The following is a 12,530-nucleotide window of genomic DNA, read 5'->3' on the forward strand; positions in this document are numbered from 1 at the left end:
GGTAACGGTCGTCAGGTTTTCGTGATGAATCCGGCACATTGTGTGCATCCTCGACGTTCATAGGTCGGCACCCCCTCCCCCCCGTGAGTGGATTGCCGTATAACGAATGACTTTCGCGTGTTTGGTAATAAAGGACCCACAATAAAAGCTGATGAAGACTCCAAAACGCATTGAACCCCTGATCGAGGACGGTCTGGTCGACGAAGTGCTGCGCCCACTCATGAGTGGTAAAGAAGCAGCTGTTTATGTGGTGCGCTGCGGTAACCAGTTACGTTGCGCGAAGGTCTACAAGGAGGCGAACAAACGCAGTTTTCGTCAGGCGGCCGAGTACCAGGAAGGCCGCAAGGTGCGCAACAGCCGTCAGGCCCGCGCGATGGCCAAGGGCTCCAAGTTCGGCCGCAAGGAAACCGAAGACGCCTGGCAGAACGCCGAAGTGGCGGCGCTGTTCCGTCTGGCCAATGCCGGTGTGCGAGTGCCCAAGCCGTACGACTTCCTCGAAGGCGTGCTGCTGATGGAGTTGGTGGCCGACGAGTATGGTGATGCCGCGCCGCGTCTGAACGACGTGGTGCTGGAACCGGATCAGGCTCGCGAGTATCACGCCTTTCTGATTTCGCAGATCGTGCTGATGCTGTGTACCGGTCTGGTGCACGGTGACTTGTCCGAGTTCAACGTGTTGCTGACCCCGACCGGTCCGGTGATCATTGACTTGCCGCAAGCGGTGGACGCGGCGGGCAACAACCACGCGTTCAGCATGCTGGAGCGGGACGTGGGCAACATGGCGTCCTACTTCGGGCGGTTCGCGCCGGAGTTGAAAAAGACCCGGTACGCCAAGGAAATGTGGGCCTTGTACGAGGCCGGCACCTTGCACCCGGCCAGCGTCTTGACCGGTGAGTTCGACGAACCGGAAGAGTTGGCTGACGTGAGCGGCATCATGCGTGAGATCGAGGCTGCACGGCTCGATGAAGAGCGCAAGCAAGCGGCGCGTGCCGCGGATGATGCGCCACCGGGCAAGGCCGAAGAGCCACCACCGCCGTGGATGCAGTAATCAGCTAAATAAAAACCCGGCTTCGGCCGGGTTTTTTGTAGGGTTACAGATTCAATATGGATGATCGTCGGCCTTCGCGGGCTTGCCCGCGATGGCGTCAGTGCATCCAGCATCAAGGTGTCAGGCAGAAGCAGGTCCAGCACAGCACCCCGATTCCAGGTTCTTGAGAATCGGACAGTCCGGCCGGTGATCCCCATGGCAGTGCTCGACCAGGTCCTGCAGGGTGTCGCGCAACTGACCCAGTTCACGGATCTTCTGATTTAGCTCCTCGATATGCTGACGGGCCAGGGCTTTCACATCGGCGCTGGCGCGCTGGCGGTCTTGCCAGAGCGCCAGCAACTTGCCGACTTCTTCCAGGGAAAAGCCCAGATCCCGGGAGCGCTTGATAAACGCCAGGGTATGCAAGTCGTCGTCACTGTAGATCCGATAGCCGCTGTCAGTACGATGGGCGGCCTTGAGCAGGCCGATTGACTCGTAATACCGGATCATCTTGGCACTCAGGCCACTGTGGCGTGCTGCTTGGCCGATGTTCATCGGTTGTCCTCCAGGCCCTTGGGCTTCCAGGTTTTCAACAGCAGCGCATTGCTCACCACGCTGACACTCGACAGCGCCATGGCGGCACCGGCCAGCACCGGGTTAAGGAAACCGAACGCGGCCAATGGAATGCCAATCAGGTTATAGACGAAGGCCCAGAACAGGTTCTGCCGGATCTTCGCGTAGGTCTTGCGGCTGATGTCCAGCGCGGCGGGCACCAGTCGTGGGTCACCGCGCATCAGGGTGATGCCGGCCGCGTGCATGGCCACATCGGTGCCGCCGCCCATGGCGATGCCAATGTCGGCGGCGGCCAGCGCCGGCGCATCGTTGATGCCGTCACCGACCATAGCCACCACGCCGGTTTTCTTCAGTGCCGTGACGGTGGCGGCCTTGTCGGCTGGCAGCACTTCGGCATGCACGTCGGTGATGCCCAGGGCTTCGGCCACTACTTTGGCGCTGCCGCGGTTGTCGCCGGTCAGCAAGTGACTGCTGATGTGCCGTGCGCTTAGTTGTTGCACCGCTTGCAATGCGCCGGGCTTGAGGGTGTCACCAAAGGCGAACAGGCCCAGCACCCGTGGTTCCGGGCTTTGCTCGATGAGCCAGGACAGGGTTCGGCCTTCGGTTTCCCAGGCGCTTGCCGATTCGGCCAGGGGGCCAGCGCTCAAACCGCTTTCTTCCAGCAACCGCCGATTGCCCAGGGCCAGCCGCCGCCCTTCAAGGTTGCCAGCAATGCCGCATCCGGTCAGGGACTGGCTATCGCTGATATCGGCCACGGTCAGGCCACGTTCTGTGCACGCGTCCAGTACCGCCTTGGCCAGCGGGTGTTCGCTGCCGCGTTGCAGGGCACCGGCCATTTGCAGCAGAGCGGGTTCGTCACGGTTGATGGCGCTCAGATGGGCGATACGCGGAGCGCCCGAGGTCAGGGTGCCGGTCTTGTCGAACACCACGGCGCTGACTTCATGGGCACGCTCCAGCGCCTCGGCATCCTTGATCAGAATCCCATAGCGCGCCGCCACCCCGGTGCCGGCCATGATCGCGGTCGGCGTCGCCAGACCGAGGGCGCAGGGACAAGCGATCACCAACACCGCTACGGCGTTGATCAACGCGGTTTCCATCGGCGCGCCGTACAGCCACCAACCGATCAGCGTCGCCAGGGCCAGCAGCAAAACCACGGGCACGAATACCTGGCTGACTTTATCCACCAGTTTCTGGATCGGTGCTTTCGCCGCTTGAGCGTCTTCCACCAGACGGATGATGCGTGCCAGTACGGTTTCCGCGCCGAGTGCCTGAGTGCGAACCAGTAACCGACCTTCACCATTGATCGCGCCGCCGGTGACCTTGTCGCCAGGCTGTTTCGGCACTGGCAGGCTTTCGCCGCTGATCAGCGCTTCATCGGCATGGCTCTGGCCTTCGACCACGACGCCATCCACCGGAAAGCGCTCACCGGGTTTGACCAGCACCAAATCATCCAGGCGCAGGGCGCTGATGGCGACGTTCTGCTCGCGACCGTCGATGACTTGAATGGCGCGCTCGGGGCGCAGTGCTTCGAGGGCACGAATGGCGCTGGCGGTCTGGCGTTTGGCGCGACTTTCCAGGTACTTGCCCAGCAGTACCAAGGCAATCACCACCGCAGAGGCTTCGAAATACAGGTGCGGCATGCGCCCGGCGGCAGTGGCCCATTCGTACAGACTCAAGCCATAGCCGGCGCTGGTGCCCAGGGCGACCAGCAAATCCATGTTGCCGGCCCCGGCCCGCAGCGCTTTCCAGGCAGCGACATAAAAGCGCGCGCCAAAGATGAACTGCACTGGCGTGGCCAACGCGAATTGCACCCAGGCCGGGAGCATCCAGTGCACGCCGAACGGTTGCAGCAGCATTGGCAGCACCAGCGGCAACGCGAGGGCGATGGCCGCGAGCAAGGCCCAGCGCTCGCGGTGCAGACGCGTGTGCTGGCTGTCGGTTTGTGGCTGATCGGCTTGCCAGACGCTGGCGCTGTATCCGGCCTTGGTCACGGCGGCGAGCAGGGATTGCGGGTCGATCTGGCCGAGCAATTCGAGATGGGCGCGCTCGTTGGCCAGGTTGACGCTGACGCTCTTCACCCCTGGGACCTTGTTCAGTGCCCGTTCGACGCGACCGACGCAAGAGGCGCAGGTCATGCCATCGATGCTCAATTCCAGGCTGTGCTGGGGCACGCTGTAGCCGGCGTTTTGCACCGCCTCCATCAAGGCCGGCAGGCTGTCGGCGGGTGCCTGAACCCGGGCCTGCTCACTGGCCAGGTTGACGCTGACAGCCGTGGCGCCAACGACTTTGCTCAAGGCACGCTCGACCCGCCCGGCGCAACTGGCGCAGGTCATGCCGGCAATGGGCAGATCGAAGGTAATGGATTCGGACATGGGTCACGCTCCCTGTAGTGGATGACCACAGGATCAACCTTGCCATGCGGGCAAGGTCAAGCGCCATCTGGAAACTCACCGCAATTCAACTGTAGGAGCGAGCCTGATCGCGATGGCGGCGGTACGTTTAACATGGATGTGACAGTCAGATCGCTTTCGCGAGCAGGCTCGCTCCCACAAGGAAGGTAGGTCAGTAACCGAGGGCCGCTGGCTTCAGATACATCCCTTCCTGCGTCATCGCAATCCTGAACTTCAGCACGTCCCCGGCCCGAAGCGTGATGTTCTGCGAGCCCGGCGCCAGCATGCCCGGATTGCAGCCCGGCGCCTGGCCCGGTAGCAGTTTCAGGCGCAGCGAGACATTGCCCGGCGGCAGGTTGAACGAGGTGCTTTGCTCCTGGAACAGACGCGCCGACAACTGATCCTGGATGTACACGCCGATCTCGCAGTTGGTCGACACTTCCAGCCGTTCGCGGGAAATGATCAGCACGCCATAATCCTCTCCGGCAGCATTGGCCGAAGGCATGGCGGCGAAAAGGCTGAGAAAGCCAAACAGGCTGAAAGCTGACCAGCGCATGGCTGAATCTCCTGAGATCGAGTCATAGATGGACGCAGCTTGGCCGAGCGCGACGCCGATTGCCAGCCCGGCAGATCATTCCAGAACTTGACCTTGCCATGATGGCAAGCTCGACACTGCACACAGTCCCATTCAAAAGCCCCCATGTAAGGAGTTGTCCCATGCAAGTGTTCAAGGTTGAAGGCATGTCCTGCGGTCACTGCGTCAAGGCCATCACGGCTGCGCTACAGGCCAGGGACGCGGCCGCCAGTGTGCGCGTCGATCTGGCTGCGAAAGAGGTCGGCGTGGAAAGTTCGCTGAGCGCCGAACAGGTGATCGCGGCGATCAGCGAAGAAGGCTACGGCGTCAGGCTGGCCTGATCTTTTTGATAGTTAGCGAGCTACCGGAATGTTCAAGGCATCCATGCGCGGCTAGACTGTCGGGCTGCTGACTTCTGCCCAACTGGATGCTTGATGAATTTCCGCACAATCCTGATTCTCGGCGCCTTGAGCGCGTTCGGTCCGCTGGCGATCGATTTTTACCTGCCGGCCTTTCCGGCCATGGCGCTCGCTTTTGGCACTGACGAACAACACGTTCAACTGACGCTGGCGGCCTACTTCCTCGGTCTGTCCATCGGCCAGTTGGGATACGGTCCGGTCGCGGATCGTTTTGGCCGACGCATTCCCCTGTTGATCGGTGTCGGGCTGTTTACCGCCGCTTCGCTGGCGTGCGCCTATGCGCCGAACCTTCAATGGCTGATCGGCGCGCGCTTCATTCAGGCGCTGGGCGGTTGCGCGGGCATGGTGATCTCGCGGGCGGTGGTAAGCGACAAATGCGATGCGGTGGGTTCAGCGAAAGTCTTTTCTCAGTTGATGCTGGTCATGGGCCTGGCACCGATCCTTGCGCCGATGCTCGGTGGATTGCTGGTCAACACCACGGGGTGGCAGTCGATCTTCCTGGCGCTGACCGGTTTCAGTGCGGTGGCCGGTCTGGCCGTGGCCCTCGGCTTGCCGGAAAGCATGCCCGCGCATTTGCCGCGCCCACCTTTGTCCGGGGCATTGCGCCAGTACGGACGGTTGTTGAAAGACCCGATCTACCTCGGCCACGCGTTGACCGGCGGCATCGCCATCGCCGGGATGTTTTCCTACATCGCCGGTTCACCGTTCGTCCTGATCAAACTCTATGGCGTCCCGGCCGAGCATTTTGGCTGGTTCTTCGGTGCCAACGCAGCGGGCTTCATTCTGGTGGCCCAGGTCAACGCACGGCTGTTGGCTCGACGCGGTCCGGCGTTCCTGCTGGCGCGCACGGTGTGGATCTACCTCGGTGCCGGCCTGACCTTGCTCGCCGTCAGTGCACTGCACACCGTGCAGCTTTGGCCGCTACTGATTCCGTTGTTCGTCTGTATCGCCAGCCTGGGCTGCATCCTGCCCAACGCCTCGGCCTGCGCGATGAACGGGCAGGGCGCACGCGCCGGCAGTGCTTCGGCGCTGCTCGGTTGCCTGCAATTCAGTGTCGCTGCCGGTGCCGCCGCGCTGGTCGGTGTGTTACACGACGGCAGTGCAATGCCGATGGCCATGGTCATCAGCCTGTGCGGCATTCTGGTGGTGAGTGCGGCGATGCTCACCCGGCGACTGCAAAATATCCGGGCGCTGACTCAAGCCCAGGCCTGAGGACGGACTCAGCCAACAGCCCGCTGCTGGCGGTCGGGAATCTGGTGGGGAGCCTGCAAACGCGCTTCAAGGGTGTTGGTGAAGGCGCGGGCCTCCGCTTCGCTGCGGAACGTCACTGCATGTTGGTCCAGGCGAACTTGCCACTGGGACTTTGCCAATTCTTTTATCAGGATCTTCATTGCTGACCTCCTCAGATAAAAATGTGCCTCGCAGAGGAATCGATTGTAGTCCTGAATACGATCGCAATTGTGACAAGGGTCAAGCTTCAGACTGACGGTGTCGCCCGTCGTCGGGCGACACCGATGCCACTTGCCTAGAACCCTTCCAGGACAATCTTGCCCTTGGACTTTCCACTCTCGAGCAGCGCATGGGCTCGGCGCAAGTTCGCCGCGTTGATCGTGCCGAAGTGCTCGCCCACCGTGGTTTTCAGCGTCCCGGCATCGATCAGTTGCGCCACGCGATTGAGCAGGTTGTGCTGCTCGATCATGTCCGCAGTCTCGAACAGTGAGCGGGTGTACATGAACTCCCAGTGCAGCGACAGGCTCTTGCGCTTGAGCTTGGTCACGTCGAGGGACTTCGGATCATCGATCAGTGCCAGCTTGCCTTGAGGGGCCAGGGCCTCGACCAGTTGATCGAGGTGATGATCGGTCTGGGTCAGGCTGGCAACGTGAGTCACGTGATCAACACCGGCGTGTCTGAGTGCTTCGCTCAGGGGCTGGCTGTGATCGACCACCAGGTCGGCGCCCAACGCTTTGACCCAGCTTTGGGTTTGCGGACGCGAAGCGGTGCCGATGACGTTCAGGCCAGTGAGTTGTTTCGCCAGTTGCGTGAGGATCGAGCCGACACCCCCGGCCGCGCCGACAATCAGCAGACTCTGGCCTTCATCGACGTTGCCTTCGCGCACTTGCAGGCGTTCGAAGAGCAGTTCCCACGCGGTGATGGCCGTCAACGGCAGGGCGGCCGCTTCAGCGAAACCCAGGGTTTTTGGCATGTGGCCGACGATCCGCTCGTCCACCACGTGCAGTTCGCTGTTGCCGCCGGCGCGGGCGATGGAGCCGGCGTAGAACACCTTGTCGCCGGTCTTGAACAGCGTGACTTCGCTGCCAACAGCCTTGACCACACCGGCCACGTCCCAGCCCAGTACCTTTGCCGCGCCGTCTTCAGGCTGGACGTTCTGGCGGACCTTGGTGTCCACCGGGTTGACCGAAATGGCTTTGACTTCCACCAACAGGTCGCGGGGACCGGTGACTGGCTCCGGCAGTTCGATGTCTTGCAGGGATTTTTCGTCGCTGATCGGCAAGGAGGCGTAATAGGCGATGGCTTTCATGGAGGGCTCCGCAAACGAATGGAAGAAAGAATCAGGCGAGGGCACGCAGGCGCTTGAGTTCGAAGTGTTCGAGAAAATCACCGGCCTGGTCGCGAAAGTGCTGGATATGGGCGCTGGCATCATGGGCTTGAAGGGCTTCTTCGCTGCTCCAGTGCTCGATCATGTAGAAAGCCAGCGGGTTGGCCTGGTCCTGATGCAGATCGTATTGCCCGCAACCGGCCTCGGCACGGGTCGGCTCCACCAGCGCCCGCAAGCGCTGTTCCAGGGCGTCTTGCTGGCCGGGTTTGGCAATCAGGGTGGCGATAGCGGTAAAAGGTTGGGACATCTGCGACTCCGGGCGGGGTGATTTCGATGAAGAGATGATTGGCTATTTCTCCTGAAGATAAAACCCGCTAAAAGAGCAGTCTCTTTCAACAATTTTTTGATAATCGAGGCTTCAAATGCTGCGTTTCGATGACTTGCAGTTGTTTGTCCGGGCGGCGGACCTGGGCAGCCTGTCAGCGGCTGCGCGGGGCATGGACATGTCGGCAGCGGTGGCCAGCGCCGCGTTGAAACGCATCGAACAGCAGCTCGGCGCCCGCCTGCTGGCCCGCTCCACGCGCAGCCTGCGCCTGACCGCCGAGGGCGAAGGTTTTCTCGAATACGCACGGGCGGCCCTGAGCAATCTCGACGAGGGCCGACGGCTGTTGGCCAGCGGCCAGGATCAAGTGAGCGGCGTGTTGCAGTTGTCGGCACCTTCGGACTTCGGTCGCAACCTGTTGCTGCCCTGGCTCGATGAGTTCCAGCGCGAGCACCCGAAGCTCACCGTGCGCCTGTTGCTGGGCGACCGCATCGCCGATCTGTTTCGTCAGCCGGTGGACATCGCCTTGCGGTATGGCGAGCCGGAAGACTCCAGTCTGGTGGCATTGCCCATCGCCCCGCAGAACCGTCGTGTTCTCTGCGCTGCGCCGGGTTACCTGGCCCGGCATGGCGAGCCGCGGCAATTGGAACAACTGGCCCAACACAATTGCCTGCTGTTCATGCTCGGCAGCCGCGTCCACGACCACTGGAGTTTCCACGATGGCAAGCGCGAGATGAGCCTGACGGTCAGCGGCGATCGTTTCAGTGACGATGCCGATGTGGTGCGTCTGTGGGCGGTGGCGGGGGCCGGAATCGCCTACAAATCCTGGCTTGATGTGGCGGCCGATGTACTCGCCGGGCGCTTGAAAGTGCTGATGCCCGAGTTGCTCTGTGAGCGCGCACCGCTGAATCTGCTGTGCGCCCATCGCGCCCAATTGAGTAAGCCGGTGAACCTTTTGCGAGAAATGCTGGCCAGCCGATGCGCGCGGTTGAGCAGCCATTTTCCGGGGTTGGCGGGCATCGATCATTAATCGCAGGAAAAAAGCGAAATTTCCCTCAGGAACTATCAGCACCAACCCTTGGCGGAGGACAGGAACCGTCCGCCAACCCGCCTATACTAGCGCTCGCCTCATGTCCGCACCGTCGATCCGAATGGCAAGGCCTCGCTGGAGCCGACCTTGCCCCATACCCCGTCGCCTGCCCTCTGCAATCCTTGTCCGGTGAGGGCTTGAGTGAGCGATGGTTGTGTCCGGTGAATGGCGGTTATCGCGTCTTGGCCGACGACACATTACTGCTCAAGATGTCCCGCGAGCAGTAGACGAAACGATTCAACAGGGAGTGAATACATGGAACATGCACCTTGCATCAGCCAGATAGCCACCTTGCTGGCTGACCCAAAGCGCAGCGCAATGATGTGGGCCTTGATGGATGGCTCGGCGCGACAAACCGAAGAGCTGGCGTTGCTGGCGGGTCTGTCACCCTCTTCGGCCAGTGCGCATCTGGGGCGTTTGGCCGCCGGAGGTCTGTTGAAGGTCGAGCCGCGCGGGCGCAAGCGATTCTTTCGCCTGGCGGCCCCCGAAATCGGTGCCGCGATCGAAGCCCTGGCCAGTGCGACGATTGCCAGCGCGCCACAGAATATCCCCGAGATCTTCAAACGCACCGCCCCCCTCGCCAAACCGCAGCCGGCACGTTCGTCACTGTTGCGCGCCCGGCTTTGCGATGACCATCTCGGCGGTACGCTGGCGGCCGATCTGTATCAGCGGTTACTGGATGCGGGCTGGATCGAACAATTCGATCAGCGTGTCACGATCACGCTCAAGGGCTCTACGGAACTGGCGGCGCGAGGCGTGTACATCCAGGCTCTGGCCCATCGCAATGGCCGGTCGGCGTGCGCCTGTCCAGACTGGAGCGAAAGACGCCCGCACATGGGCGGGGCATTGGGCGCGGCGTTGCTGCAGCTGTTCTTGCAGTCCGGCTGGTTGAGCCTGCCCAACGATTCGCGCGCCTTGCAGGTCACCGCCGCCGGGCAGCGTGAAATTCATCGCTTTGCCAAGGAAACCGAGCTGGAACTGGCGTTCTAGGGCGTTTTCAGGCTGACGTCTGGGGTTATGGCGCCAGACGTCGTTCAGAGGTCCGGACAGGTCGCATCCAGCAATAACCCCCCATGGCTATCACGCACACTCGATCCGGGGATTTCCTGGATTGGGGGTATGCGGTATGGACACACGAAGCTACAGCGCGGCAGAACGTCTGGAACGACTGCCCATCAGCGGCTATCACCGCGTCATTTTCATCATTATTGCCCTGGCGTTTTTCTTCGACTCCATGGACCTGGCGATGATGACGTTCCTGCTCGGCTCGATCAAAGCCGAGTTCGGCCTGAGCACCGCGCAGGCGGGCTTTCTGGCCAGTTCGAGTTTTTTCGGGATGGTGGTCGGCGCGTCGCTGTCCGGGATGCTGGCTGACCGCTTCGGGCGTAAACCGGTGTTCCAGTGGAGCATCGTGTTGTGGGGGCTCGCCAGCTACCTGTGCTCCACGGCGCAAACGATAGAGACGCTGACGTTGTTCCGAATCCTGTTGGGAATCGGCATGGGCATGGAGTTTCCCATTGCTCAGTCGATGCTGTCCGAACTGATTCCGGCCAAGCGACGCGGACGCTACATCGCATTGATGGACGGTTTCTGGCCGCTGGGCTTCGTCGCGGCCGGGGTGCTTTCCTACTTCCTGTTGCCGGTGATCGGTTGGCGGGACATTTTTCTGGTGTTGGCGGTGCCGGCGGTGTTCGTCCTGGCGATCCGCTTTTTCATTCCCGAGTCACCGCGCTGGCTGGAGCAGGCCGGTCACCATGAGGCGGCGGATACTGTATTGCGGCGTATCGAGGAGCGCGTCAGGGCTTCATTGGGTCATTCGCACCTGCCCGAGCCGATTCGCCTGCCACGGGTGGCCAGTCAACCCGGCAACTTCTTTTCGGCGCTGAGTCAGATCTGGTCGCCACTGTATCGCCAGCGCACGATGATGATCTGGAGCGTCTGGTTCTTTGCTTTGCTCGGCTTCTATGGCTTGACCTCCTGGCTCAGTGCCTTGCTGCAACAGTCGGGGTTTGCCGTGACTCAGTCGGTGTATTACACGGTGCTGATTTCCCTTGGCGGGATTCCCGGTTTCCTGATGGCGGCCTGGCTGGTGGAGCGCTGGGGACGCAAGCCGGTGTGCGTCGTGACGCTGCTTGGCGGCGGGGTGATGGCGTTTCTTTATGGGCAGAGTGCGGTGTTTGGCGGCAACGTCAGCCTGCTGATCGCCTCCGGGTTGCTGATGCAGTTTTTCCTGTTCGGCATGTGGGCAGTGCTCTACACCTACACCCCGGAGCTGTACCCGACATCGGCGCGGGCCACCGGCTCGGGTTTTGCCTCGGCAATTGGTCGCGTGGGTTCGCTGCTCGGGCCTATGGTGACCGGGCTGGTGTTCCCGATAACGGGGCAGGGTGGGGTGTTCGCCCTGGGGGCGTTGTGTTTTGCGTTGGCGGCGCTGGTGGTCTGGATGTTCGGGATGGAGACGCGGGGCAAGACGCTGGAGGAGTTAAGCGAGCCGGTATCCATCGGCTAAATGCTGACCCTGCAGGAGCGAGCAAGCTCGCTCCTGCATTGGTTTTGCGGTGCGCTTACGGTTTGACCAAACGTGCATCCAGGCTGTTCTGCGCCAACCGCTTGGCCTGGTCCTGGGTCATGCCCAGATCGGTGTACAACGCATGGAAGTTTTCGGTGACGTAACCGCCGAAGTACGCCGGGTCATCCGAGTTCACGGTCACCTTCACGCCACGCTCAAGCATGTCGAGAATGTTGTGCTGCGACATGTGATCGAACACGCGGAGCTTGGTGTTGGACAGCGGGCACACGGTCAGCGGGATTTGCTCGTCGATGATGCGTTGCATCAGGCGCTCGTCTTCGATGGCCCGTACGCCATGGTCGATGCGCTGGATTTTCAGCAGGTCGAGGGCTTCCCAGATGTACTCGGGCGGACCTTCTTCACCGGCGTGGGCAACGGTGAGGAAGCCTTCGCCGCGGGCACGATCGAACACGCGCTGGAACTTGCTCGGCGGGTGGCCCATCTCCGAACTGTCGAGGCCGACGGCGACGAACGCGTCGCGGAATGGCAGTGCCTGATCGAGGGTTTTTTGCGCTTGTTCTTCGCTCAGGTGACGCAGGAAGCTCAGGATCAAACCGCTGGTGATCCCCAGTTGCTGTTCACCGTCCTTCAACGCGGCGGCGATGCCGTTGAGCACCACTTCGAATGGAATGCCACGGTCGGTGTGGGTCTGCGGGTCGAAGAACGGTTCGGTGTGAATCACGTTCTGCGCCTTGCAACGCAACAGGTAAGCCCAGGTCAGGTCGTAGAAATCCTGGGAGGTGCGCAACACGTCGGCGCCCTGGTAATACAGGTCGAGGAACTCTTGCAGGTTGTTGAAGGCGTAGGCCTTGCGCAGGGTGTCGACGTCGCTCCACGGCAGGGCAATCTTGTTGCGTTCCGCCAGGGCGAACAGCAGCTCGGGTTCCAGCGAACCCTCAAGGTGCAGGTGCAGTTCTGCCTTGGGCAGGGCGTTCAGCCAGTCGTACATAGTCTGTTCTCATCAGGTGCAATGGCCGCCATTCTACAGGTGCTCGCTGCAACAATTGGTAAA

The 12,530-nt window shown here is 61.7% G+C and carries 13 protein-coding genes; 6 read left to right on the plus strand and 7 right to left on the minus strand.

The genetic code is table 11. The annotated features are described in order from the left end of the window. Nucleotides 1-151 precede the first annotated feature (151 nt). Nucleotides 152-1,045, plus strand: a complete 894-nt coding sequence (locus ACVWYU_RS20370) for a PA4780 family RIO1-like protein kinase (protein ID WP_090328771.1) — start codon at nucleotides 152-154, stop codon at nucleotides 1,043-1,045. Between the two features lie 120 nt (nucleotides 1,046-1,165). On the opposite strand, the gene cueR is transcribed toward ACVWYU_RS20370, so the two are convergent. The 3 genes from cueR to ACVWYU_RS20385 form a co-directional block, all read right to left on the minus strand. Further along, nucleotides 1,166-1,579, minus strand: a complete 414-nt coding sequence (gene cueR, locus ACVWYU_RS20375) for a Cu(I)-responsive transcriptional regulator (protein ID WP_390958538.1) — start codon at nucleotides 1,577-1,579, stop codon at nucleotides 1,166-1,168. Next, complete coding sequence (locus ACVWYU_RS20380; RefSeq protein WP_457373537.1) at nucleotides 1,576-3,969, minus strand: heavy metal translocating P-type ATPase; 2,394 nt, start codon at nucleotides 3,967-3,969, stop codon at nucleotides 1,576-1,578. Before ACVWYU_RS20380 ends, cueR begins: the two co-directional genes overlap by 4 nt. Before the next feature lie 190 nt (nucleotides 3,970-4,159). Then, nucleotides 4,160-4,543, minus strand: coding sequence for a hypothetical protein (locus ACVWYU_RS20385; protein ID WP_390958542.1), 384 nt, complete (start codon nucleotides 4,541-4,543; stop codon nucleotides 4,160-4,162). A 161-nt stretch (nucleotides 4,544-4,704) separates the two neighbouring features. Between ACVWYU_RS20385 and ACVWYU_RS20390 the strand changes: the two genes are divergently transcribed. Next, a complete protein-coding gene (locus ACVWYU_RS20390; protein WP_090328778.1) occupies nucleotides 4,705-4,902 on the plus strand; it encodes a heavy-metal-associated domain-containing protein in 198 nt (65 codons plus the stop codon). A 93-nt stretch (nucleotides 4,903-4,995) separates the two neighbouring features. After that, entirely contained in the window at nucleotides 4,996-6,192 is a 1,197-nt protein-coding gene (locus ACVWYU_RS20395; protein ID WP_248916874.1) for a multidrug effflux MFS transporter, read from the plus strand. Between the two features lie 8 nt (nucleotides 6,193-6,200). On the opposite strand, the gene ACVWYU_RS20400 is transcribed toward ACVWYU_RS20395, so the two are convergent. From ACVWYU_RS20400 to ACVWYU_RS20410, 3 genes are all read right to left on the minus strand, one after another. Then, nucleotides 6,201-6,371, minus strand: coding sequence for a hypothetical protein (locus ACVWYU_RS20400; RefSeq protein WP_162842403.1), 171 nt, complete (start codon nucleotides 6,369-6,371; stop codon nucleotides 6,201-6,203). A gap of 134 nt (nucleotides 6,372-6,505) precedes the next feature. Then, on the minus strand, nucleotides 6,506-7,519 hold the full coding sequence (locus ACVWYU_RS20405; protein WP_247258149.1) for a zinc-binding alcohol dehydrogenase family protein: 1,014 nt from the start codon (nucleotides 7,517-7,519) through the stop codon (nucleotides 6,506-6,508). A gap of 31 nt (nucleotides 7,520-7,550) precedes the next feature. After that, entirely contained in the window at nucleotides 7,551-7,844 is a 294-nt protein-coding gene (locus ACVWYU_RS20410; RefSeq protein WP_457373538.1) for a putative quinol monooxygenase, read from the minus strand. A gap of 115 nt (nucleotides 7,845-7,959) precedes the next feature. Between ACVWYU_RS20410 and ACVWYU_RS20415 the strand changes: the two genes are divergently transcribed. The 3 genes from ACVWYU_RS20415 to ACVWYU_RS20425 all read left to right on the plus strand — a co-directional run bounded on the left by ACVWYU_RS20415 (nucleotide 7,960) and on the right by ACVWYU_RS20425 (nucleotide 11,458). Then, nucleotides 7,960-8,889 (plus strand): LysR family transcriptional regulator, encoded by a 930-nt coding sequence (locus tag ACVWYU_RS20415; RefSeq protein ID WP_247258147.1) that lies wholly within the window; start codon nucleotides 7,960-7,962, stop codon nucleotides 8,887-8,889. 315 nt (nucleotides 8,890-9,204) lie between these two features. Next, a complete protein-coding gene (locus ACVWYU_RS20420; protein WP_457373539.1) occupies nucleotides 9,205-9,939 on the plus strand; it encodes an ArsR/SmtB family transcription factor in 735 nt (244 codons plus the stop codon). A 136-nt stretch (nucleotides 9,940-10,075) separates the two neighbouring features. Beyond that, nucleotides 10,076-11,458 (plus strand): MFS transporter, encoded by a 1,383-nt coding sequence (locus ACVWYU_RS20425; protein WP_247258145.1) that lies wholly within the window; start codon nucleotides 10,076-10,078, stop codon nucleotides 11,456-11,458. A 55-nt stretch (nucleotides 11,459-11,513) separates the two neighbouring features. Here ACVWYU_RS20425 and ACVWYU_RS20430 read toward each other — a convergent pair whose 3' ends face one another. After that, nucleotides 11,514-12,467, minus strand: a complete 954-nt coding sequence (locus ACVWYU_RS20430) for an adenosine deaminase (protein WP_103403227.1) — start codon at nucleotides 12,465-12,467, stop codon at nucleotides 11,514-11,516. Nucleotides 12,468-12,530 lie beyond the last annotated feature (63 nt).

The organism is Pseudomonas sp. TE12234, assembly GCF_054061835.1.